Origin of the sequence: Pseudomonas sp. AK181 (assembly GCF_051122975.1) — a bacterium.
Classification (GTDB): domain Bacteria; phylum Pseudomonadota; class Gammaproteobacteria; order Pseudomonadales; family Pseudomonadaceae; genus Aquipseudomonas; species Aquipseudomonas lactis.
Genome location: NZ_CP146348.1, coordinates 4,657,445 through 4,679,769, shown reverse-complemented (window position 1 = coordinate 4,679,769; position 22,325 = coordinate 4,657,445). Strand labels below are relative to the sequence as shown.

At 60.6% G+C, this 22,325-nt stretch carries 21 protein-coding genes and 1 pseudogene; 19 read left to right on the top strand and 3 right to left on the bottom strand.

Annotation, left to right across the window (positions count from 1 at the left end; translation table 11 throughout):
* The first annotated feature begins 136 nt into the window (after positions 1-136).
* A complete protein-coding gene (locus tag V8689_RS21345; RefSeq protein WP_032895696.1) occupies positions 137-940 on the top strand; it encodes an IclR family transcriptional regulator in 804 nt (267 codons plus the stop codon).
* Here the strand turns inward: V8689_RS21345 and V8689_RS21340 are convergent, their stop codons facing one another.
* On the bottom strand, positions 941-1,993 hold the full coding sequence (locus tag V8689_RS21340) for an NAD(P)-dependent alcohol dehydrogenase (RefSeq protein WP_056786866.1): 1,053 nt from the start codon (positions 1,991-1,993) through the stop codon (positions 941-943).
* A gap of 180 nt (positions 1,994-2,173) precedes the next feature.
* Between V8689_RS21340 and V8689_RS21335 the strand changes: the two genes are divergently transcribed.
* Entirely contained in the window at positions 2,174-3,067 is an 894-nt protein-coding gene (locus V8689_RS21335; RefSeq protein ID WP_434520614.1) for an AraC family transcriptional regulator N-terminal domain-containing protein, read from the top strand.
* Positions 3,068-3,205: 138 nt separating this feature from the next.
* Here V8689_RS21335 and V8689_RS21330 read toward each other — a convergent pair whose 3' ends face one another.
* Positions 3,206-4,870, bottom strand: coding sequence for an electron transfer flavoprotein-ubiquinone oxidoreductase (locus V8689_RS21330; RefSeq protein ID WP_003193481.1), 1,665 nt, complete (start codon positions 4,868-4,870; stop codon positions 3,206-3,208).
* A 516-nt stretch (positions 4,871-5,386) separates the two neighbouring features.
* Between V8689_RS21330 and V8689_RS21325 the strand changes: the two genes are divergently transcribed.
* The 15 genes and pseudogenes from V8689_RS21325 to V8689_RS21255 all read left to right on the top strand — a co-directional run.
* Positions 5,387-6,136 (top strand): electron transfer flavoprotein subunit beta/FixA family protein, encoded by a 750-nt coding sequence (locus tag V8689_RS21325; protein ID WP_014719538.1) that lies wholly within the window; start codon positions 5,387-5,389, stop codon positions 6,134-6,136.
* Between the two features lie 2 nt (positions 6,137-6,138).
* Positions 6,139-7,068, top strand: a complete 930-nt coding sequence (locus tag V8689_RS21320) for an electron transfer flavoprotein subunit alpha/FixB family protein (RefSeq protein ID WP_434520613.1) — start codon at positions 6,139-6,141, stop codon at positions 7,066-7,068.
* Positions 7,069-7,227: 159 nt separating this feature from the next.
* The gene (locus V8689_RS21315) at positions 7,228-8,043 is read left to right on the top strand and encodes a substrate-binding periplasmic protein (RefSeq protein WP_056786861.1); all 816 of its coding nucleotides are present in this window, start codon (positions 7,228-7,230) and stop codon (positions 8,041-8,043) included.
* 9 nt (positions 8,044-8,052) lie between these two features.
* Positions 8,053-8,415 (top strand): DUF4398 domain-containing protein, encoded by a 363-nt coding sequence (locus tag V8689_RS21310; RefSeq protein WP_056786859.1) that lies wholly within the window; start codon positions 8,053-8,055, stop codon positions 8,413-8,415.
* A complete protein-coding gene (locus V8689_RS21305; RefSeq protein WP_056786856.1) occupies positions 8,412-9,224 on the top strand; it encodes an OmpA family protein in 813 nt (270 codons plus the stop codon). Before V8689_RS21310 ends, V8689_RS21305 begins: the two co-directional genes overlap by 4 nt.
* Before the next feature lie 311 nt (positions 9,225-9,535).
* On the top strand, positions 9,536-10,975 hold the full coding sequence (locus V8689_RS21300; protein ID WP_056786853.1) for a PLP-dependent aminotransferase family protein: 1,440 nt from the start codon (positions 9,536-9,538) through the stop codon (positions 10,973-10,975).
* A 93-nt stretch (positions 10,976-11,068) separates the two neighbouring features.
* Positions 11,069-11,560, top strand: coding sequence for a hypothetical protein (locus V8689_RS21295; protein ID WP_056786850.1), 492 nt, complete (start codon positions 11,069-11,071; stop codon positions 11,558-11,560).
* A gap of 162 nt (positions 11,561-11,722) precedes the next feature.
* A complete protein-coding gene (locus V8689_RS21290) occupies positions 11,723-11,977 on the top strand; it encodes a YkgJ family cysteine cluster protein (RefSeq protein ID WP_047711588.1) in 255 nt (84 codons plus the stop codon).
* 41 nt (positions 11,978-12,018) lie between these two features.
* On the top strand, positions 12,019-12,624 hold the full coding sequence (locus V8689_RS21285; protein ID WP_056786847.1) for an START domain-containing protein: 606 nt from the start codon (positions 12,019-12,021) through the stop codon (positions 12,622-12,624).
* A 79-nt stretch (positions 12,625-12,703) separates the two neighbouring features.
* On the top strand, positions 12,704-12,964 hold the full coding sequence (locus tag V8689_RS21280) for a hypothetical protein (RefSeq protein ID WP_044275140.1): 261 nt from the start codon (positions 12,704-12,706) through the stop codon (positions 12,962-12,964).
* A 213-nt stretch (positions 12,965-13,177) separates the two neighbouring features.
* Positions 13,178-13,519, top strand: a complete 342-nt coding sequence (locus V8689_RS21275; RefSeq protein ID WP_003193463.1) for a ribonuclease E inhibitor RraB — start codon at positions 13,178-13,180, stop codon at positions 13,517-13,519.
* Positions 13,520-13,966: 447 nt separating this feature from the next.
* The gene (locus V8689_RS21270) at positions 13,967-15,376 is read left to right on the top strand and encodes a circularly permuted type 2 ATP-grasp protein (protein WP_003193461.1); all 1,410 of its coding nucleotides are present in this window, start codon (positions 13,967-13,969) and stop codon (positions 15,374-15,376) included.
* A gap of 4 nt (positions 15,377-15,380) precedes the next feature.
* Entirely contained in the window at positions 15,381-16,331 is a 951-nt protein-coding gene (locus tag V8689_RS21265; protein WP_060765933.1) for an alpha-E domain-containing protein, read from the top strand.
* On the top strand, positions 16,328-17,110 hold the full coding sequence (locus tag V8689_RS21260; RefSeq protein WP_056786805.1) for a transglutaminase family protein: 783 nt from the start codon (positions 16,328-16,330) through the stop codon (positions 17,108-17,110). The genes V8689_RS21265 and V8689_RS21260 overlap by 4 nt, the downstream gene beginning before the upstream one ends.
* Before the next feature lie 122 nt (positions 17,111-17,232).
* Positions 17,233-17,331, top strand: a pseudogene (locus V8689_RS21255) (outer membrane lipoprotein carrier protein LolA); the annotation flags it as partial.
* Here V8689_RS21255 and V8689_RS21250 read toward each other — a convergent pair.
* Positions 17,315-18,115 carry a c-type cytochrome gene (locus tag V8689_RS21250; RefSeq protein ID WP_060765986.1) on the bottom strand — a complete coding sequence of 267 codons (801 nt, stop codon included), beginning with the start codon at positions 18,113-18,115 and terminating at the stop codon, positions 17,315-17,317. The pseudogene V8689_RS21255 and the gene V8689_RS21250 overlap by 17 nt on opposite strands.
* Positions 18,116-18,768: 653 nt before the next feature.
* Between V8689_RS21250 and V8689_RS21245 the strand changes: the two genes are divergently transcribed.
* On the top strand, positions 18,769-19,974 hold the full coding sequence (locus tag V8689_RS21245; protein ID WP_056786802.1) for an acetyl-CoA C-acetyltransferase: 1,206 nt from the start codon (positions 18,769-18,771) through the stop codon (positions 19,972-19,974).
* 16 nt (positions 19,975-19,990) lie between these two features.
* Complete coding sequence (locus V8689_RS21240) at positions 19,991-22,135, top strand: 3-hydroxyacyl-CoA dehydrogenase NAD-binding domain-containing protein (protein ID WP_056786799.1); 2,145 nt, start codon at positions 19,991-19,993, stop codon at positions 22,133-22,135.
* Positions 22,136-22,325: the final 190 nt, after the last annotated feature.

Here is a 22,325-nt window from a genome sequence, read left to right as displayed (position 1 = left end):
ATAGCGGTGTGTCAGCCAACCTATCTTTAACTGACCCACCGCCATCGCAGGCAAGCCAGCTCCCACATTGGATCTCCTGTGTTCAGGAGGGCGGTATTTGCCATAATGCCCCCGCTTTCATACTTATAGGCCCGATATGCAGGAAAACGCCCACACCCCCGTCAAAGACGCCGCCCCCACCGGCACCCAGACCCTGTTGCGCGGCCTGGGCGTGGTGCAGGCGGTGGCGGCTGGTGCGCGGGATCTCAAGGAGATCGCCCGGCGCATCGGCACCACGCGCAGCACGACGCACCGCCTGGCCAGTTGCCTGGTGGACGAGCGCTACCTGCGCGTGGTGCCCCAGGTCGGTTACCTGCTGGGCCCCAAGCTGATCGAGTTGGGGTTCCAGGCCCGTGAAGAGTTGCCCTTGGTGAACCTGGCAGTGCCGTACCTGGACGAGTTGTCGGCGTTGACCGGCGACACCATTCACCTGGCGATTCGTGAATACGACGAGGTGCTCTACCTGCACAAGAACCCCGGCCGCAACGGCCCGGAAATGCGCTCGCGGGTCGGCCATCGTATGCCGCTGGCGCGCACCGGTATCGGCAAGGCGTTGATGCTGGATGACTCGCCGCAGGAGTGGCAGCGCTTGTACGAGGCGAGCTTGCCGGCAGCGGGCAAGAGCCTGCAATGGCCGCAGCACCCGGAGCAATCCTGGGCGCAGTTCGAGCAGCGCATGCATGAGTATGTGGAGGGTGGCTACGCGTTTGACCTCGAAGACAACGAGCCTTCGATCCGCTGCGTGGCCGCACCGGTGCGCGATGCCAGCGGGCGCATTGTCGCCGGCATCAGCATCGCCAGTACCGTGCCCTACATGCCGCTGGAGAAAATGGCCGAGCTGATTCCTGTGATCAAACAGGTCGCAGCCCGGCTGTCAGCGGAGTTGGGCGCCAAAGCCTGATCAGGCTTTGAGGCTCGCCATATCGATGACAAAGCGGTACTTCACGTCACCGGCGATCATGCGCGTATAAGCCTCGTTGATCTGCCGGATGTCGAGCATCTCGATGTCGCAGGTAATGCCATGCTCGGCACAGAAATCCAGAACTTCCTGGGTTTCGGCAATGCCGCCGATCAGCGAACCGGCCAACACTTTACGGCCCAGCACCAGCTTGGCGGCGTTGACGGGCGGGTCCACCGGCTCGATCAGGCCGACCAGGATATGCACGCCGTCAAAGCGCAGCACATCGAGGTAGGGGTTCAGGTCGTGCTGCACCGGGATGGTGTCCAGCAGGAAGTCGAAGTGCCCGGCAGCCGCTTTCATCTGCTCGGCATCGGTGGACACGATCACATGGTCGGCGCCCTGGCGACGGCCTTCCTCGGCCTTGCTGGCTGAACGGGTGAACAGCGTGACTTCGGCGCCCATGGCCTTGGCGAACTTGATGCCCATGTGGCCCAGGCCGCCCATGCCGAGGATCCCGACTTTATCGCCGGCCTTTACGCCGTAGTGCTTGAGGGGCGAGTAGGTGGTGATGCCTGCGCACAGGATCGGCGCAGCGCTGGCCAGGTCGAGCTTGGCCGGGATCTTCACCACAAAGTGCTCACTGACCACGATGCTGTCGGAGTAGCCGCCCATGGTGTTGCTGCCATCCACGCGGTCCGGCGTGGCGTACGTCATGGTCGGGCCTTCGAGGCAATACTGCTCAAGGTCTGATTGGCAGGCTTGGCAGTGACGGCAGGAGTCCACCATGCAGCCTACGCCCACCAGGTCGCCGACTTTATGGGCGGTCACATTGGCGCCGACCGCGGTGACTTTGCCGACAATCTCGTGGCCCGGCATCAGCGGGTATACGGCAATGCCCCATTCGTTGCGCGCCTGGTGGATGTCGGAGTGGCACACGCCGCAGTAGAGAATCTCGATGGCCACGTCATCGACGCGCGGGCTGCGGCGTTCAAATGACATCGGGGCGAGGGGCGTGGTGGCCGACTGGGCGGCGTAACCGATGGCGGTGTACATAGTAAACCTCACAAAAGCTTGGACTGCAGAGGCGGCAAATTCTGCGCGCCGGCCCCTGGTGCGAACATGGCAATTGCTCCGAGTCTCATGCCTATTCGTCCGGCAGTGCCTGAGGTTTGGATATATTGGCCGCCAGACCTGCGATGATGCTGTCATCCCTCATTCGCGAAGTTTTTTGCCATGCTGTTGACCCGCCATTTGGACGCCAATGCCACGCTGGTTGCCTTGATCGAAGGGCTCACGCCCCGCGATGGTTTTTCCCCGACTCACCTGCCCGGAGTGCAGGTGCTGCGCGCCAGTTGCGATGTGGCGCGTGGGCCGCAGATCTATGAGCCAAGCCTGATGTTCGTGGCCCAGGGCAGCAAGGTCGCCTACCTCGGCCCGCGCACGCTGGAGTATGGCGCCGGGCATTACCTGATCCAGGCGATGCCGGTGCCGTTCGAATGCGAGACCTTTGCCATGGCCCCCGAGGCGCCCCTGTATGGCGTCACGGTAGGCATCGACCGCGTGGTGTTGGGCGAGTTGGTGATTGCCATGGGCATGCAGGCCGGGCCCCCGCCGACCGCGCAGACCTTGGAGTCGATGAGTTCGGTGGTGCTGGACGATGCGATGCGCGGCTGCGTCGAGCGGTTGTTGCAGTGCCTGCACGATCCGCTGGAAAGCCGGATCATGGGCCCGGCGCGGGTGCGCGAATTGTTGTTCACCGCCTTGCGTGGGCCCCAGGCGGATGTGTTGCGTGCGCTGGTGGAACAACAGGGGCAGTTTTCGCGCATCGCCACCTCATTGAATCACCTGCATGCCCATTACGCCGAGCCGCTGAATATCGAGACGTTGGCCGGATTTGCGCACATGAGTGCCTCGACCTTTCATGAGCATTTCAAACGCTGCACCTTGTTGTCGCCGGTGCAGTACCTCAAGCGCTTGCGGTTATTGAAGGCCCAGCAACTGCTGATGGTGGAAGGCATGAGTGTGGCGCAGGCGGCGCACAAGGTGGGGTACCAGAGTACGTCGCAGTTCAGTCGGGAGTACAAACGCTACTTCCTGCGCAACCCAGGCGAAGAGCGGGCTGCATAGTCATTCAATGATCGTTCCCACGCTTTGCGTGGGAACGCATCCTGTGACGCTCTGCGTCACGCTTGCAAGAGCGGACGCGGAGCGTCCAGGGCGGCATTCCCACGCGGAGCATGGGAACGATCAATAAAGCGAACGGACTTACATATTCGGGTAAGTCGGCCCACCCGCACCTTCCGGCGTTACCCAGGTGATGTTCTGCGAAGGGTCCTTGATGTCACAGGTCTTGCAGTGCACGCAGTTCTGGGCGTTGATCTGGAAGCGCTTCTCGCCGTCTTCCTTGGTCACCACTTCGTACACGCCAGCCGGGCAGTAGCGCTGCGCCGGTTCATCGTAGAGCGGCAGGTTGGTGCCGATCGGGATGCTTGGGTCCTTGAGCTTCAAGTGGCACGGCTGCTCTTCTTCGTGGTTGGTACCGGAGATGAACACCGAGCTCAGCTTGTCGAAGCTCAACTTGCCGTCGGGTTTGGGGTAGTCGATCTTCTGGCTGTCTTTGGCCAGCTTCAGGCAGGCGTAGTCCGGCTTGGTGTCGTGCAGGGTGAAAGGGATCTTGCCGCCGAAAATGTTCTGGTCGAGCCAGTTGAAGCCGCCGCCGATGATTGCGCCGAACTTATGCACGGCCGGGCCGAAATTACGGCTGGCGAACAGTTCTTCGTACAGCCAGCTGGCTTTGAAGCTGTCGACATAGGTGGTCAGTTCGTCGCCGCCTTCAGATTCGGCAAACAGGCGGTCGGCCACCGCGTCGGCGGCGAGCATGCCGGACTTCATCGCGGTGTGGCTGCCCTTGATCTTGGCGAAGTTCAGGGTGCCTAGATCGCAACCGATCAGCGCGCCGCCCTTGAAGACCATCTTCGGCAGCGAGTTCAGGCCGCCTTTGCAGATCGCACGGGCGCCGTAGCTGATGCGCTTGCCGCCTTCCAGGTACTGGGCCAGCACCGGGTGATGCTTGAGGCGCTGGAATTCATCGAACGGCGACAGGAAGGTGTTGCTGTAGGACAGGTCGACGATCAGGCCGACCACCACCTGGTTGTTTTCCAGGTGATAGAGGAACGAGCCACCGGTGTTCTCGTTACCCATGATGTCCAGCGGCCAACCGGCGGTGTGCACCACCAGGCCCGGTTGGTGCTTGGCTGGGTCGATTTCCCAGATTTCCTTCAGGCCAATGCCGTAGTGCTGGGCGTCGGCGTCGCTGTCCAGGTTGAAGCGCTGGATCAGTTGCTTGCCGATGTGGCCACGGCAACCTTCGGCGAACAGCGTGTACTTGCCACGCAGCTCCATGCCCGGGGTGTACAGGCCGTCTTTTGGCTTGCCTTCACGGTCGACGCCAAGGTCGCCGGTGATGATGCCGCGCACCACGCCGTTCTCGTCGAACAGCGCTTCCTGGGCGGCAAAGCCTGGGTAGATTTCCACGCCCAGGTTCTCGGCCTGCTGGGCCAGCCAGCGGCACAGGTTACCCAGGGAAATGATGTAGTTGCCTTCGTTGTGCATGGTCTTGGGCACAAAGAAGTCGGGCACCTTGGTGGAAGCTTCCGGGCTGCGCAGCACATAGATGTCGTCGCGCACCACCGGCGTGTTGAGCGGGGCGCCGAGTGCTTTCCAGTCCGGGAACAGTTCATTCAGGGCACGTGGTTCAAACACGGCACCGGAGAGGATGTGGGCGCCGACTTCGGAACCTTTCTCGACCACGCAGACGCTGATTTCCTTACCGGCTTCGGCGGCCTTCTGCTTCAGTCGGCAGGCGGCAGACAGGCCCGCCGGGCCAGCGCCGACGATGACCACGTCGAATTCCATGTATTCGCGTTCCACAGGCTATCTCCTACTCAAGGCTCAACAGGCTTTTTTTTCTAATGGGTGGAGGCTCGGTGTGGTTCTGCGCGAAGGCAGCACCCACCTGTCTCTCTAGGTGGCGCATTATATATAGACCACTGACAGCGTCCAATACAAACGTTTGTTTGAATTGCCTGCAGCCTAGATAAATCAAAGCAACGGGGCTTATGACTGACCATTTTGCCGTATTGACCAGAATAGGCGTTCCGGTCAAGATACGGTCGGTTTTGCGCTTCCCGTAGGCAGACTGCAGGTTTCAAGAGCACGTCCAAAGACAGGCCGAAGGCAATAAAGGTGATGCGCACCCAAACGTTGGGGCGCAGTTTACACGCCGCGATAAAGAATGACCTCTCAGTCACCACTGACGAACGGTCGTCATTTCCCGTGTGCAAGGCCACTGCCGAGGTCTTTGGAGGTGCCCTTGTGTGCCGATGAGCATCAACCGCCAGGTTCGCCTAGGCGACTTTCTTTTCACCGGAGAGTAACGAGGAATCCATGAAGGTTCTTGTAGCTGTCAAACGCGTTGTCGATTACAACGTGAAAGTTCGCGTCAAGGCGGACAATTCCGGCGTCGACCTTGCTAACGTCAAGATGTCGATGAACCCTTTCTGCGAAATCGCTGTGGAAGAAGCCGTACGCCTGAAAGAGAAAGGCGTGGCGACGGAGATCGTCGTGGTGTCCATCGGCCCGACCACTGCCCAAGAGCAGTTGCGTACCGCTCTGGCCCTGGGCGCCGACCGCGCCATTCTGGTGGAGTCCGCTGAAGAGCTGACCTCCCTGGCCGTGGCCAAGCTGCTCAAGGCCGTTGTCGACAAGGAACAGCCACAACTGGTTATCCTTGGCAAACAAGCCATCGACAGCGACAACAACCAGACTGGCCAGATGCTGGCTGCACTGACCGGTTACGGCCAGGGCACCTTCGCTTCGAAAGTCGAAGTAAGCGGCGACAGCGTTGCGGTCACCCGTGAAATCGACGGCGGCGCGCAGACGGTTTCCCTGAAACTGCCAGCCATCGTCACCACCGACCTGCGTTTGAACGAGCCGCGTTATGCGTCCCTGCCAAACATCATGAAAGCCAAGAAGAAGCCTCTGGAGACGCTGACTCCGGATGCTTTGGGCGTTTCCACCGCCTCTACCAACAAGACCGTCAAAGTCGAAGCGCCGGCTGCACGCAGCGCGGGCATCAAGGTCAAGTCGGTGGCTGAACTGGTCGAGAAACTGAAAAACGAAGCGAAGGTGATCTGATCATGACTATCCTCGTAATCGCCGAACACGATAACAAGGTGCTGGCCCCGGCCACCCTGAACACCGTGGCCGCTGCCGCTAAAATCGGTGACGACATCCACGTCCTGGTAGCAGGGCAGGGCGCTGGCGCCGTGGTTGAAGCCGCTGCGAAAATCGCGGGCGTGAGCAAAGTCCTGAACGCTGACAATGCCGCTTACGCGCATCAGCTGCCGGAAAACGTTGCTCCTCTGGTTGCTGAGCTGGGCAAGGGTTACAGCCACATCCTGGCTGCCGCCACCTCCAACGGCAAAAACATCCTGCCACGCGTTGCCGCGCAGCTGGACGTTGACCAGATCTCCGAGATCATCTCGGTAGAAAGCGCCGACACTTTCAAGCGCCCGATCTACGCCGGTAACGCCATCGCTACCGTACAGTCCAACGCTGCCGTCAAGGTGATCACCGTGCGCGCCACCGGTTTCGACCCGGTTGCCGCCGAAGGTGGCTCGGCTGCCGTTGAAGCCGTCTCTGCTGCCCACGACGCTGGCACTTCCAGCTTCGTCGGCGAAGAGCTGGCCAAGTCGGACCGTCCTGAACTGACCGCTGCCAAGATCGTCGTTTCCGGCGGGCGTGGCATGCAAAACGGTGACAACTTCAAGCACCTGTACGCCCTGGCCGACAAGCTGGGCGCTGCGGTCGGCGCTTCCCGCGCAGCCGTTGACGCAGGTTTTGTACCCAACGACATGCAGGTCGGCCAGACCGGCAAGATTGTTGCGCCACAGCTGTACATCGCCGTCGGTATCTCCGGCGCGATCCAGCACTTGGCCGGTATGAAAGACTCCAAAGTGATCGTTGCGATCAACAAGGATGAAGAAGCGCCGATCTTCCAGGTAGCCGATTATGGCCTGGTAGCGGACTTGTTCGAAGCCGTACCCGAGTTGGAGAAGCTGGTCTAATCCAGTCGCTTCACTTATAAAGAGCCCGGTCTTATGACCGGGCTTTTTTATTCCCTGTAGGAGCGAGCTTGCTCGCGAAAAACCCACAGGCGCCGCATTTATTCAGAAAGCACGCGTTATCGTTGACGTTTTCGCGAGCACTTTAGGAAGGAACATGCCATGGCGCTGCGCCCCTGGACTGTACTGCTGGGCCTTACGCTGCTGCCGAGCCTGACGCTCGCCGCCGGCAAGTGCGAGCGCTTGGTGATCACCGGCAGCCCGGACGCACCGCCGTTACTCTGGCGCGACCCCCAAGACCCCACGCACCTGATCGGCGCCACCGCTGATGTGCTGCAACAAGTGGGCAAGGACCTGGGGCTGAAAATCGACCTGCTCTACGGCGGCAAACGCTCCCTGGCCCTGGAGGAAGCGCGTAGCGGGCGCATGGACATCCTTGCCGACGCACCGCTGAACTTGGGCGAGCTGGATAACTTCGACTACATCCATCCAGCGCTGATGCAGACCGACTACCTGGTGTGGACGCGCAAGGATTCCGCCCTGGTCTATTCCACCGCCGCCGATCTGCACGGCCACAAAGGTGCGGTATCGGAGCGTGCGCGCTTGAGCGCCGAATTCGAGACCTTCGCTGGCCAGCAGCTCAACCTGCAACGTCTGCCCAACTTGACGCCGGCCTTTCAGAAACTGCTGTTGGGTGAGGTGGACTACGTGCTGGCTGGGCGCTATTCCGGCATGGCCATGGCCCAGACGCTGGGCATGAGTAATGACCTGGTGGCTCATGAGGTGCCTGTCGATCAGCCCGGCCTGTACCTGGCGATTTCCCATAACTCGGCCTGCAATGATCCGTGGCTGCGCGGACAGCTGACGAAAAAGATGACAGAATTGCCCGCCTCCGGTGTCGCGCAAGCCGCGCTGCAGCGCAATCTGGAGCGCTGGAAGGCGCAACTGCAACAACCTGTCGGCACCCCAACAAAGTAGGGATTTACAGTGATTTTTCGAGCTCTTTTCGCGGCCCTTGCCGTTGTTGCGCTGCCGGGATGTGCAACCGATCCTGCGCCGATCGAACAAATGCGCCTGACCCAGCAAGCCTTGGAACAAGCCACCGCGGTCGGGGCCAACACCGATGAATCCCCCGAACTGAAGCTGGCCGAAGAAAAATTCGCCCGGGCCAAGGGCAACATGGCCGACCAATCCTACAAGCGTGCGCGTATGCGCGCCGAGCAAGCGGAGCTGGACGCGCGCCTGGCCGAAGCCAAAGTGCTGACCGGCAAGAGCCAGGAACAATTGAACGTGCTCACTACCCGTATCACTCGCTTGCGTAAGCAGCTGCAGTTGGGAGAGGCACAATGAGCCCGATGATCCGTAGTTTGAGCTGTGTACTGCTGTTGGGCAGCGCGGCGTTAGGCGGCTGTGCCAGCCAACCCACCAGCGAGCAGGCGTTACAGCAGGCCGGCGATGACTTTCAAAAGGTCAAGGAAGACGCCAACGTGCTGCGCTTTGCGCCCAAAGACGTGATCCGCGCCGGCGAGTCCCTGGCCCGCGCCGATCGCCTGTCCAGCTACTGGGGCAGTGGCTCCGATGTGGTGCATTACGCTTACCTGAGCCAGCGTTACAGCGCCATCGCCCGAGAGCACACCCAGCAGGGCCTGAATGCCGAACGCGGTACCCAACTGGAGCTGGAACGTCAGCGCCTGCAACTGGCCTTGCGCGAAAACAAGCTGGCCAGCGTGCAACAGCAGGGCAAGTGGGTTGAAGCGCAGATCGCCAGCCTCACCACCCAGACCGACCGTGGCCTGGTGATGACCCTGGGGGACGTACTGTTCGACACCGGCGAAGCTGAACTGCAGAACTCGGCCAACCGCACGGTGCTCAAGATCGTGCAATTCCTGCAACTGAACCCCAAGCGTCGGGTGCGCGTCGAGGGCTACACCGACAACACCGGTGGCGAGCAGGAAAACCTGAAACTGTCCCGCGACCGCGCTCAATCGGTGGCCGACCTGTTGATGGACCTGGGTATCGATGACAAGCGCATCGAAGTCGAAGGTTATGGCGATCAATACCCGGTGGAAGCCAATGCCTCCGAGCGCGGCCGCGCACAGAACCGCCGCGTGGAAATTGTATTCTCTGACGAGAAGGGCCAATTGGGCGCCGCCCGCTAACACCCATCGCCTCTGAATTGGGCGCCGCCCGCTGACAGCCGTCGCCTCTGTAGGAGCGAGCTTGCTCGCGAAAAACGTCAACGATAACGCGTGCTTTCTGAGTGAACGCGGCGCCCGTGAGTTTTTCGCGAGCAAGCTCGCTCCTACCCGGGGCAGGCCCCTGCCAGATTTCATTAGACCTACACCCTTACAGTTTTTACTGTCACTCCCGCCCGCGCTCGACTATTGTGGCAACTGTCCCCGTACACTTCTAAACTGTGCCGGTATGTTTCACACAAAAATAAAATACCCGTGAAATCGAGTGCTGCGTCATGACCAATCTGTTGCTTTACCAACGTATTGCCCAGCAACTGGCTGAGGACATCCGGCGCGGTGTCTACCAACCGGGGGAGCGCGTGCCGTCGGTGCGCAAAATGAGCTCCCAGCTCAATGTGAGCCATGCCACGGTGCTGCAGGCCTACGCCAACCTGGAAGACCAGGGGCTGATCCGGGCGCGGCCGCAGTCGGGCTACTACGTGCACCAGACGCCAGCCCTCACGGCGCCTACGCCCGATATCGCACGGGTCGAGCGTCCAGGGTTGGTCACCCGTAGCAGTATCATCCAGCAGGTGTTGGTCGAGTCGCGCCGTGAAGGGGTGTTTCCCTTGGGTGCAGCGGTGCCGAGTGTCGACTACCTGCCAGTGCGGGCATTGCATCAGCAGTTGGCCAAGGTCACGCGTTTTCAGAGCCCACGGGCGTTCAGCTACATGTTCAGCCCTGGCTTTGAACCCCTGCGCCGCCAGGTGGCGATCCGCATGCGCGATGCCGGGGTGGTCGTGGACCCTTCAGAAGTGGTGATCACCCACGGCTGTGTCGATGCATTGCAGATGTCGTTGCGCGTGCTGACGCGCCCTGGCGACCTGATCGCGGCTGAATCACCCACCTATTACGGCTTGCTGCAATTGGCGGATCTGCTGGGCCTCAAGGTCATCGAGATCCCCAGCGACCCCGCCACGGGCATGAGTCTTGAGGCCTTGCAACTGGCCGCCAACCAATGGTCGATCAAGGCGCTGGTGCTGACCACGCGCCTGAGTAATCCGCTGGGCGGCACCATGCCGGAGGAGCGGCAGAAACAGTTGCTGCGCCTGGCGTCGGACTTCGATATTCAGATCGTCGAGGATGATATTTACGGCGAGTTGATGTTCGAACTCGGCCGCACCAAAGCCCTCAAGGCCTACGACCGCCTCGACCGGGTGATCTATTGCTCAAGCTTTTCCAAGACCTTGTCGCCGGGCGTACGCATTGGCTGGATGATTGCCGGCAAATACCAGCAGGAAATCCAGCGCCTGCAGATGTTCAGCACGCATTCTGCTTGCAGCGTCACGCAAATGGGCGTCGCGGCCTATCTGGAAAACGGTGGCTACGACCGTCACCTGCGCTATATCCGCCAGGAATACCGCAAGAACCTCAGCGCCTTCCAATTGGCGGTGCAGCAGTATTTTCCCGAAGGCACCCAGATGACCCGTCCGACCGGCGGCTTTATCTTGTGGGTCAGTTTGCCGGGGCGGGTCAATACCCAGGAGCTGCATGTGCGTGCCCTGCAACAAGGCATCAGCATTGCGCCAGGGCTGATCTTCAGTAATACCGAACAGTTCAACCACTGTATTCGCCTCAACTGCGGCACGCCGTGGAATCGCGAGGCAGAGCGGGCGTTGATGACCCTGGGAATGCTTGCCACACAGCTATGCCAAGAGGCCGCAGCGGGCTTTTGAGGTGATCAAAGGGGACAAGACTGATCTGTGCCCTTGTCATGCCGCGCACAACGAGCGAGCATATGGCCTTCTGCCGTTAATGCTGTTGGCGATATGACTTCTATTTTTCGCGTTACATGGATGATTGGCCTGCTGAGCCTGTGCAACGTCGGCAGCGTGCTGGCTGCAGCGCCGGTGGCTGATGGCAAGCCCGCCGTCAGTGCCGAGCAAAAGACCTCAGCCAAGCAGCCTGCGCCTGCGAAAAAAGCCCCCGCCGCACAAAAGAAAGCTGCCTCGACCAAAAAGCGTGCACCCGTGGCGAGCAAGTCCAAGTCGGCCCGTGAAGTCGCCCAGACCAAACTGCCACCGGCACAGTTGGACCTGTCCCTGCCTTCGGACATGGTGAGGCACTTGCAACCCATCGGCACCATGCCCAAGCCCAAGAGCGTGCCTTTGTTGCCGCCAATGTTTGGGGAAAAGCCCACCGACAACAGCGCGTTCCAGATCAACGGTCGCTTGCTCAGCAATGAGATGAAGCTGCAACTGCGTAACGAAGAACGCCGTGATGTTGAAGGTGCTGCGCTGGATTTCGAATTCAAGCAATAAACTTTCTAAGCCCAGGTGACCCAGGCGGCTGACCATCTGTCGCAGACTGGTCGGTCACTTTTGTTTTGTGCGAAAAACCTCTGTTGGGCCATTTTAAAACGGCTGTTTAAGGGCGTACTCTAGCCCGGCCATCCCTATTGAGTCGTCGAGGACCTGCTGGTCATGAAATGCCGTGAAGGCTGTGGCGCCTGCTGCATTGCCCCCTCCATCAGTTCACCACTACCCGGAATGCCTCTGGGCAAACCCGCAGGCGTTCGCTGCGTGCACCTGTCGGCGGAACAACTGTGCCAGTTGTTTGGTCAACCGCAGCGGCCCGCCGTGTGCAGTGATTTCAAGGCGGATATCGACGTCTGTGGCAACGACCAGGCCGATGCCATCCGCCTGATCGGCTGGTGGGAGCAGATGACGGCGGCTTGATGGGCTTTACTATCGGAACTTCAACAATAAGGAATACAACGATGGGTTCGCTGAAACGAGTGGCTGTGCTGTGCGGTTTTACGCTGTTGTTTGCGGCCACTGCCCAGGCTGAGGATTGGCAAGTCGCCAAGGACGAAGACGGTATCAAGGTGTCCCTGAGCGAGATTGCCGGTTCCAAGTACAAGGCGTATCGCGGTGTGACGGTGATCAAGGCGCCTTTGGCCAAGGTCCAGGCGCTGCAGGAAGATGTGGCCGGTGCTTGCGCATGGATCCATGAGTGCAAGTCCCAGAAACTCGTCGACAAGAAAGGCGACGAGGCCTGGACCTATACCCAGTTCAAGGCGCCGTTCCCCGTGACGGACCGCGACTCGTACATCCACGTCACCACCACCAAAGCCGCAGACGGTACCGTCACGCGCAAACTGGAAGGTGTGCCGACCTACAAGCCTGAAGAAAAAGGCTACGTGCGGGTCGCCCAGGTGGAGGGTTTCTGGAAACTGGTGCCAAAGGGCGATAACCAGACCGAAGTCACCTACCAGGTACACACCGAGCCAGGCGGCAGTGTACCTTCGTGGTTGGCCAACAAGTTCGTGGTGGACGCCCCGTTCAACACCTTGAAAGCCTTGAAAGAACACGCTGAAAAATAAGTGCAGTTGATCCGGTGCCTCCGGACTTGAGCGGAACGTTTGGCGAGCCCTCACGGTCCAGATACAAGTAAGCCCACCTATGGGTTTTATCGAGGAGGCACCGATGCCGAAGTGGAATGTTTCTTTCATCAACGACCGCGGCGAGCCGAAAGTCGAGCAATTTGACTGCGAGCATGAGCCGACGCTGGAAGAAGCCGCACAAATGGTGCGCGTGCGTGTGTCGCCGGTGTTGGAAAAGCTGGACCTTAACGATCTTGCTGACCGTGTCCCCGATCCCACGGTCAAGAGCCTGCATGATCAGAATGGTATTAAGGACCTCAAGGTCGAACCCGCGGCCTGAACATTTTCTATAGACCCTTCAAGCACCTCTGGTGGAGGTGATAGCTTCGCGCTACTCTGCAATCGAGATCAGCGAATGAATCGCTAAGGTCTGGTCTTGTCAGCTACATGCTTGTTTTCCTGCGGTGTTGTTATGCCGTGGTGCCCGCGCCAGCAGGGCGCGGGGCTTCAGGAAGCACGGAAAGTCTATCCATCGGTTTGAGGAGGACGTTTCATGAGCACAGCCTATCAAGAAGACATCAGCACCAACGTACTGCGCCGCATGAAAGAAGGCGGCTTTGATTTCTCGCGTTTTCACCCCATCGAGTTCTACGCCATTTTCCCGGATGAGGAACGGGCGCGCAGGGCTGCGGGTCGATTTCGTGGGGAGTCCCTCAATGCCCAGGTCAGCGCGCGCGACGATGGCGCCTGGTACCTGGAACTGAGCAAAATCATGTTCGCAACCTACGACGGCATAGGAGATTTCGAGCAAGACTTTGAGGCAGTGGTCGAGCCCCTGGGTGGCATTATCGAGGGATGGGGCGTCAAGCAGGAGGTGCGTGGGTTACCCATGTAGTTGGTATTTATGAGCAACACAGCGTATCGGCTGACCTTTGGGTCGGCCGATTTTGTTTGGGGCGCCGGTGCAACGTGAACCGCCGTTTTACGCGCAAAAAAAAGCCACCCAAATAGGGTGGCGGAAAGGGAAGTTCGAGGAGGTAGATCAGTACACGAAGTAACACCATATCGCTTGCACAAAAGGTTTAGCTGTAGGACATCTCCTGTTCAGCCGATGGAGGTGATTATCCGCAGTGCCAGCCGCGCAGTGAAATCAACTCTGACTATGCTGTTGATAGCCAAAGACCGCATTGCAATGAAGCGCACGGCTTGACCCAGGCAATTGCGCGCACCAGGACGGTGCGGTGCTTCCGCTGGGATTATTCAACTGGTTGATTATTAAGTGTTTATGCCGCTGGCACGGGCCTTGCGAAGGTTCTTGCGTCCGGGTGACAAGGAGTACGGCATGATCCGCACTTATTACGATGAAATGTACGATGGGGCAGGGCAGGTTCGCCCCCATTACCGCGAGTTCGCCCGTTGGCTGGCCGACACCCCTGCCGAACTGCTGGCCCAGCGCCGGCGTGAAGCCGATTTGCTGTTCCACCGCGCCGGCATCACCTTCACCCTCTACGGGGACGAACAAGGCACCGAGCGCCTGATCCCCTTTGACACCATCCCCCGCAGCATTCCGGCGAGTGAATGGCGGATTGTCGAGCGCGGCTGTATCCAGCGGGTCAAGGCGCTGAACCTGTTCCTCGCCGACCTGTACCACGACCAACGCATCATCAAGGCCGGCATCATCCCTGCCGAACAGGTACTGGCCAACGAGCAATATCAATTGGCAATGCAGGGCCTGGATTTGCACCGCGATATTTATTCGCACATCTCCGGGGTCGACCTCGTACGCGATGGCGACGGCACGTACTACGTGCTCGAAGACAACCTGCGCACGCCCAGCGGTGTCAGCTACATGCTCGAAGACCGCAAGATGATGATGCGGCTGTTCCCCGAACTGTTCGCGGCCCAGCGCATCGCACCCATCGACCATTACCCCAACCTGCTGCTCGATACCCTCAAAAGCGCCAGCCCTCTGGATAACCCCAGTGTGGTGGTACTGACGCCCGGGCGTTTCAACAGCGCGTTCTTCGAACATGCCTTCCTGGCTCGGGAAATGGGCGTGGAGTTGGTGGAAGGCGCAGATTTGTTCGTGCGCGATGACCGTGTATTCATGCGCACCACCGACGGGCCCAAGGCTGTCGATGTGATCTACCGTCGCCTCGATGATGCGTTCCTTGACCCGCTGGCTTTCAACCCGGACTCCATGCTCGGTGTACCCGGCCTGCTTGCCGCTTACCGTTGCGGCAATGTGGTGCTGGCCAACGCCATTGGAACCGGGGTTGCGGACGACAAATCGGTTTACCCTTTCGTTACCGAGATGATCCGCTTCTACCTCGACGAAGAGCCGATCCTGCAGAACGTTCCGACTTTTCAATGCCGTAAGCCTGACGAGTTGTCCCACGTACTGGCCAACCTGCCCGACTTGGTGGTCAAGGAAACCCAAGGCTCCGGTGGCTACGGCATGTTGGTTGGGCCGGCGTCTACAACCGCAGAAATCGAAGCGTTCCGGGCGCGTATCAAGGCCAAGCCACACGCCTATATCGCGCAGCCGACCCTGTGTTTATCCACGTGCCCGACCTTTGTCGAAAACGGCATCGCCCCGCGCCATATCGACCTGCGCCCCTTCGTGTTGTCCGGCAAGGACACCCGCGTGGTACCGGGTGGCCTGACCCGCGTGGCGTTGCGCGAAGGCTCGCTGGTGGTCAACTCGTCCCAGGGCGGCGGAACCAAAGACACCTGGGTGGTCGAGGACTGATGCGATGTTGAGTAGAACTGCCTCGGATTTGTATTGGATGTCGCGCTACCTGGAACGCGCCGAAAACCTCGCGCGCATGCTCGATGTCAGCTATTCGCTGTCGCTGATGCCCCAGGACGGGCGCGGCGATGGCCTGCACGAATTGGCCATGCCGCTGTTGATCACCGGCACCCTGGAGGATTACCACGCGCGTCATGGCCCATTGCACGCTGAACGCTTGCTGCACTTTTTTGCCCTGGACGCGGCCAACCCGGCGAGCATCTACAGCTGCCTGGGCGCGGCGCGGGCCAGCGCCCATGCGGTACGTGGGCGAATCACCGCCGACATGTGGGAAAACATCAACGCCACCTGGCTGGACATTCGCGATATCGCCCAGCAGGGGCTGAGCCACTACGGCATGAGCCGGTTTTGTGAGTGGGTCAAGGAGCGTTCCCACCTGTTCCGTGGGGCCACTTACGGCACCATCATGCGCAACGATGCCTTCCGCTTTATTCGCCTTGGCACCTTCATTGAGCGCGCCGATAACACCCTGCGCCTGCTCGATGCCCGCTACGAAATGGCCGGCGAACAGGCTGAGGCGGTCAGCGATGGCACGGCCCACGCGTATTACCAATGGAGTGCGTTGCTGCGCGCCCTGTCGTCATTCGAGGCGTACACCGAGATTTATCGCGATGCACCGGGGGCTCGGCAAGTGGCCGAGCTGCTGCTGTTACGCGCGGATGTGCCGCGTTCGCTGCGCGCTTGCAGCGAAGAGATCGACCAGATCCTCGCCAGCCTGCCTGGTATCAACGGCCGCCCGGCCCAGCGCCTGGCCGCCGAGATGGATGCGCGCCTGCGCTTTACCGCCATCGACGAAATCCTCGAGGAAGGCCTGCATGCCTGGCTGACCGACTTTATCCCCTTGGTCCGCCAGTTGGGCGACGCCATCTACAGTTCCTACCTGGAGGCGGCATGAGACTCTCCATCAGCCACGACACCACCTACCACTACGAAGACCAGGTGCGCGCCAGCATCCAGTACCTGCGCCTGACACCCCATGACAGCGAGCGCCAGCACGTGCTGAGCTGGCAACTCGACCTGCCACGCCCGGTGCGGGCCCAGGTGGACCCCTTCGGTAATATCTTGCATGTGCTCACCCTGGACGAGCCCCATGACGCCATCATCATTGGCGCCCGGGGCGTGGTGGAGATCGATGAATTGCGCGAGGCCGAACACGAAAGCCAGTCTGCCTTCCCGTTCCTGCGCGCCACGCGCCTCACCGAGCCCGACGACGCCCTGCGCGGGTTTGCCGAACAACACTGCCATCAGCGTCGCGACCGCACCGCGCTTATCGACCTGATGCAGGCGCTTAACCACGCCATGGTCTACACGCCTGGCGCGACCGACGTCGATACCTGCGCCGCCCAGGCCTTTGCAGGTGCCGCTGGGGTGTGCCAGGACCACACCCATGCGTTCCTGGCCTGCGCACGCAGCCTGGGGATCCCCGCGCGGTATGTGTCGGGGTATCTGTACACCGAAGACAGCACGCACCTGGCCAGCCATGCCTGGGCCGAAGCCTGGCTGGATGACGCCTGGTACAGCTTTGACGTGACCAACCAACTGGCGCGGCCGGAGCGGCACTTGAAGCTGGCCGTGGGCCTGGACTACCTCGACGCCTGCCCGGTACGCGGCATGCGCCGTGGCGGTGGGCATGAGCAGATGCATGCCAAGGTATTCGTGGCGCCGCAGCAATGATCGTTCCCACGCTCTGCGTGGGAATGCAGCCCAGGACGCTCTGCGTCCCAAAGCGTGACGCAGAGCATCACAAGAGGCGTTCCCACGCAGAGCGTGGGAACGATCAAACTGTAGGAGCGAGCTTGCTCGCGAAAAACGTTAACGATTACGCGGGGAGCCTGATACTCAACGGTGCTCTGAGGTTTTTCGCGAGCAAGCTCGCTCCTACAACTTGCGGCCTGCCATGTGCCGCAGATATCCCACCAGCAAATCCAACTCATTGTCTGGCAATACACTGGCTGTAAACGCCGGCATCTTCGCCTGTGGCCAATGCCTCAGGCTCTGCGGGTCGCGGATGTAACGCTTGAGGAAATCGCCGCTGAAATACTCGGTGGGGTTGTAGGGCACATTCAGGTCCGGACCCATCTGGGCATCACCGCCGCCATTGAGGCGATGGCACGCCAGGCAGTTCTTCTGGAACAACGCAAAGCCCTGGTTGATCGGGTCGTTCGCCGCCAGCTTCGGGTCGGGCAATAATGCCGGGAAACGCTCGCCAACCGTCTGCAACTGTTTGAACCTGGAGACCTGGAACGGCCACTGTTCGGGGCTGATATGCCCGGCTTCAGGGTGGGTCCAGACCAAATAGAACGGCCCGGCGCTGGGCTTGCCCTGTGCCAGCGGTGGCCATGGATGGGCCGGGTCTTCCACGGCCAGCCAGGCGCGGGCGCCGTTTTTTTCCAGCAACGGCGCGGCGGCAAGTTCGGCGGCAAAACCATCAAGGGCAACGGCTTGCAGGTGGTTCGCAGGTTTAAGGCCCGGTAAGAGCACCGCGAGGGGCACCGCGCGATAGGTCATAGTGCGCTTGTAGGACACATCATCGACGATCTGCACCGTCTGAGCGTCGGGGTGCTTGAGCAACTCGGCGGTCTGCCAGGTCTTTTGGCTGTGGTCCAGCTCGATGGTCAAGGGGGCCGCCGCCGCAGGCAGGCTCAACAGCAGGGCAAAAAGGGCGAGGATCGGTTTCAAGGCACAGGCCCGTTGCAAGAGAGTAAGGGCGCACACGATAACGGAAAACGACAGGTAAAAAGACAGCCCCTGCAACAGGCGCGCTAAGCGCAATGTCCTGGCAGGTGCTGCCAAAAGCTGCTGGCCTGGTGCGGTGCGTTCACGGCAGGTGGGAGCGCAATCGTCACCCAATAACCTTGGGTAAATTGGGCAAGATCAGAATCAGGGTGGTGGCGAACAGAATAAGTCCCGCCTGACGTACTTTCGATTGTTTGAACATGGCTGACTGCCTTTTCTATTGTTGTTATTCCTGAGCGTCAAATGCGTGCCGTTGTATTCAGTATCGCGAGGTGACGTTGCACTTTTCTTACAGCCGCTCCAGCAAAACCCGGCAGCAGCGTCTTACAGGTTCAACCTTAGAGCGCCCGTTCTTTCTGGCTTAGACCCATTTCATATCAGCTAATAAGTATTTGCGCTAAAAACGGCATGAGGCTTATTGCCATCTTGGCGCCAACCCTAGGGCTAGACCGCTAAAACGATTAATCAGGGTTTTCCCATAGGCACCTACCGTTCGTCCGAGCGAGGGGGTCAAAAGCAATGAGCGCATCCGTCATTGAAACCGTGTCAATCGGGCCTAAGGTAGGGGCACACACCCACAGCGGTTCGAGGATGTCATGACCCAAGCTTTGATCTTTGATGCGATACGCACGCCCCGGGGTAAAGGCAAGGCCGACGGTGCCCTGCACAGCGTCAAGCCGGTAAACCTGGTGGCTGGCTTGCTCACGGCGTTGGCGCAGCGCAGCGACCTCGACACCCGCCAAGTGGATGACATCGTCCTGGGCTGCGTTACACCGGTGGGCGACCAGGGCGCCGATATCGCCAAGACCGCCGCGCTGGTGGCCGACTGGGATGTCAGTGTTGCCGGTGTGCAGGTCAATCGCTTCTGCGCGTCGGGCCTGGAAGCGGTGAACCTGGGGGCGATGAAGGTGCGTTCCGGCTTCGAAGACCTGGTGGTGGTTGGCGGCGTCGAATCCATGTCCCGCGTGCCCATGGGCAGCGATGGCGGCGCCTGGGTGCTCGACCCGCAAACCAATATGCACAGCCACTTCACCCCCCAAGGCATTGGCGCCGACCTGATCGCCACCCTGGAAGGCTTCACGCGCCAGGATGTCGACACCTTTGCCCTACAGTCCCAGCAGAAAGCCGCCAGGGCGCGGGCAGACGGTTCCTTCAACAAGTCGCTGATCGCGGTGCACGACCAGAACGGCATCGTGCTGCTGAACCATGACGAATTTATCCGCGGCGACTCAACCCTGGAGGGCTTGGGCAAGCTCAAGCCCAGCTTCGAAATGATGGGCCAGATGGGCTTCGACGCCACCGCGTTGCGGGTCTATAGCCACGTGGAGCGCATCCACCATGTGCACACGCCGGGCAACAGTTCCGGCATCGTAGATGGCGCCGCGCTGATGCTGATCGGCTCCGAGGCCAAAGGCCGTGAACTGGGCCTGCAACCGCGGGCGCGAATTGTCGCCACGGCGGTGACCAGCACCGACCCGACCATCATGCTCACCGGCCCCGCGCCGGCCACTCGCAAGGCGCTGGCCAAGGCCGGCCTGCGGGTTGAAGACATCGACCTGTTTGAAGTCAACGAAGCCTTTGCTTCGGTGGTGCTCAAGTTCATCAAGGACATGGGCATCGACGCCGCACGGGTCAACGTCAACGGCGGCTCCATCGCCATGGGCCACCCCTTGGGCGCCACCGGCTGCGCGATCCTTGGCACCTTGCTCGACGAGCTGGAAGTACGCCAGCAACGCTACGGCCTGGCCACCTTGTGTGTCGGCGGTGGCATGGGTATCGCCACCATTATCGAACGCCTCTGAGCCTAAGGAATTTGTCATGACCGATGCCATTCGTTACGAAAAAGGCCAGGACCAGATCGTGGTGCTGACCCTCGACATGCCCGGCCAGAGCGCCAACACCATGAACGCCGCCTACCGCGAAGCCATGGCGGCCACCCTCACGCGCCTGGAAGCGGAAAAGGACGAGATCGCCGGGGTGGTGATCACCTCGGCCAAGAAGACCTTTTTTGCCGGGGGCGACCTCAATGAGCTGATCAAGGTCGATAGAGCCCACGCCAAGGATTTCTACGACAGTGTGTTGGTGTTGAAAGCGCAATTGCGCCGCCTGGAAACCCTCGGCAAGCCGGTGGTGGCTGCGATCAATGGCGCGGCCCTGGGCGGTGGGTGGGAGATTTGCCTGGCCTGCCACCACCGGGTTGCGCTAGACGACAAGTCAGTGCAACTGGGTTTGCCGGAAGTGACCCTTGGCCTGTTGCCGGGGGGCGGTGGCGTGGTGCGTATGGTGCGCATGCTCGGCCTGGAAAAAGCTTTGCCGTATCTGCTCGAAGGTAAAAAGGTGCGGCCTGCCCAGGCCCTGCAAGCGGGCTTGATTGACGAGTTGGCGGCGGATCGCGAGGCATTGCTGGCACAGGCCCGTGCCTGGATTCTGGCTAATCCCGACGTTAGGCAACCCTGGGACAACAAGGGTTACGCGATTCCCGGCGGCACGCCGTCCCACCCTAAAGTCGCGCAGATGCTCGCCATTGCGCCGTCGATTTTGCGCAGCAAGACCCAGGGCTGCTTCCCCGCGCCGGAGAAAATCCTCTGTGCCGCCGTCGAGGGCGCCCAAGTGGACTTCGACACCGCGCACCTGATCGAAACCCGCTACTTCACCGAGCTAGTGACCGGGCAAGTGGCAAAAAACATGATCGGCACCTTCTGGTTCCAGCTCAACGAAATCAATGCCGGCAGCTCACGCCCCCAGGGCTATGCGCCCTACGTCACGCGTAAGGTCGGTGTGCTCGGCGCCGGGATGATGGGCGCGGGCATCGCCTATGTCAGTGCCTGTGCGGGTATCGAGGTGGTGCTCAAGGACATCACCCTGGCCGCTGCCGAAAAAGGCAAGGCCCATTCGGCCGCATTGCTGGACAAGAAAGTCAGCCGTGGGCAACTGACCGCCGAACAGCGCGAAACCACCCTGGTGCGCATTCGTCCTACCCAGGATGACGCCGACCTGGCCGGCTGCGACCTGATCATCGAGGCCGTATTCGAAGACCGCGCACTCAAGGCCAAGGTCTCGGCCGCGGCGCAAAGCGTGGTGGGGGCCAATGCTGTGATCGCCTCCAACACCTCCACCTTGCCCATCAGCGGCCTGGCCACGGCGGTGCCCGATCAAGCCAGGTTCATCGGCCTGCACTTCTTCAGCCCCGTGGACAAGATGCCCCTGGTGGAAATCATCAAGGGCGCGCGCACCAGCGACGAAACCCTGGCCCGAGGGTTTGACTTCGTACTGCAAATCAAGAAAACCCCGATTGTGGTCAACGACAGTCGCGGCTTTTTCACCTCGCGGGTATTCGGCACCTTTACCAACGAAGGCATTGCCATGCTCGGCGAAGGCGTGGCTGCGCCGATGATCGAGACCGAAGCGCGCAAGGCCGGCATGCCAGTGGGGCCGTTGGCGGTGTCCGATGAAGTGTCCCTCAGCCTGATGAGCCATATCCGACAGCAAACGACCAAGGACCTGCAGGCCGAAGGCAAGGCGATGCCGAACCATCCAGCGACGGCGGTGATCGATCTGTTGGCGAACGAGTACAAGCGCACGGGCAAGGGGGCAGGCGCTGGTTTTTACGACTATCCCGCTGGCGGCCAGAAGCACCTGTGGCCTGAGCTGAAAACCCGGTTCGAACAGCCCGGCAAGCAAATCTCACCCCAGGACGTGCGTGACCGCTTGCTGTTTATCCAAGCCATCGAAACCGTACGCTGCGTGGAGGAGGGCGTGTTGATGTCCACGGCGGACGCCAACGTCGGATCCATCTTCGGCATCGGCTTTGCCGCATGGAGTGGCGGCGCGTTGCAGTTTATCAACCAGTACGGGCTGAACGACTTCATCGCCCGTGCCCGCTACCTGGCCGAGGAGTACGGGGAGCGCTTCTCGCCGCCGGCGTTATTACTGGAAAAAGCCGCAAAAGGCGCACTGTTTTAACGCTTCACTGTAGGAGCGAGCTTGCTCGCGAAGAACGCACAGGCAACGCTTTTATCCAGGATACCTGCGTTATCGTTGACGTTTTTCGCGAGCAAGCTCGCTCCTACAGTGTGTGTGGGCGCCCATTGAGGGCTTGCTTTGGGGGGGTATTTCAGGGCAGGCTCTGGGGTGTGCAATATTCCCATCGCCG

Bases quoted from the DNA above. Each gene is read 5' to 3' on its own strand.
- V8689_RS21345 (WP_032895696.1), top strand. From the start codon at position 137: ATGCAGGAAAACGCCCACACCCCCGTCAAAGACGCCGCCCCCACCGGC.
- V8689_RS21340 (WP_056786866.1), bottom strand. From the start codon at position 1,993: ATGTACACCGCCATCGGTTACGCCGCCCAGTCGGCCACCACGCCCCTC.
- V8689_RS21335 (WP_434520614.1), top strand. From the start codon at position 2,174: ATGCTGTTGACCCGCCATTTGGACGCCAATGCCACGCTGGTTGCCTTG.
- V8689_RS21325 (WP_014719538.1), top strand. From the start codon at position 5,387: ATGAAGGTTCTTGTAGCTGTCAAACGCGTTGTCGATTACAACGTGAAA.
- V8689_RS21320 (WP_434520613.1), top strand. From the start codon at position 6,139: ATGACTATCCTCGTAATCGCCGAACACGATAACAAGGTGCTGGCCCCG.
- V8689_RS21315 (WP_056786861.1), top strand. From the start codon at position 7,228: ATGGCGCTGCGCCCCTGGACTGTACTGCTGGGCCTTACGCTGCTGCCG.
- V8689_RS21305 (WP_056786856.1), top strand. From the start codon at position 8,412: ATGAGCCCGATGATCCGTAGTTTGAGCTGTGTACTGCTGTTGGGCAGC.
- V8689_RS21300 (WP_056786853.1), top strand. From the start codon at position 9,536: ATGACCAATCTGTTGCTTTACCAACGTATTGCCCAGCAACTGGCTGAG.
- V8689_RS21295 (WP_056786850.1), top strand. From the start codon at position 11,069: ATGACTTCTATTTTTCGCGTTACATGGATGATTGGCCTGCTGAGCCTG.
- V8689_RS21290 (WP_047711588.1), top strand. From the start codon at position 11,723: ATGAAATGCCGTGAAGGCTGTGGCGCCTGCTGCATTGCCCCCTCCATC.
- V8689_RS21285 (WP_056786847.1), top strand. From the start codon at position 12,019: ATGGGTTCGCTGAAACGAGTGGCTGTGCTGTGCGGTTTTACGCTGTTG.
- V8689_RS21280 (WP_044275140.1), top strand. From the start codon at position 12,704: ATGGGTTTTATCGAGGAGGCACCGATGCCGAAGTGGAATGTTTCTTTC.
- V8689_RS21275 (WP_003193463.1), top strand. From the start codon at position 13,178: ATGAGCACAGCCTATCAAGAAGACATCAGCACCAACGTACTGCGCCGC.
- V8689_RS21270 (WP_003193461.1), top strand. From the start codon at position 13,967: ATGATCCGCACTTATTACGATGAAATGTACGATGGGGCAGGGCAGGTT.
- V8689_RS21265 (WP_060765933.1), top strand. From the start codon at position 15,381: ATGTTGAGTAGAACTGCCTCGGATTTGTATTGGATGTCGCGCTACCTG.
- V8689_RS21260 (WP_056786805.1), top strand. From the start codon at position 16,328: ATGAGACTCTCCATCAGCCACGACACCACCTACCACTACGAAGACCAG.
- V8689_RS21245 (WP_056786802.1), top strand. From the start codon at position 18,769: ATGACCCAAGCTTTGATCTTTGATGCGATACGCACGCCCCGGGGTAAA.
- V8689_RS21240 (WP_056786799.1), top strand. From the start codon at position 19,991: ATGACCGATGCCATTCGTTACGAAAAAGGCCAGGACCAGATCGTGGTG.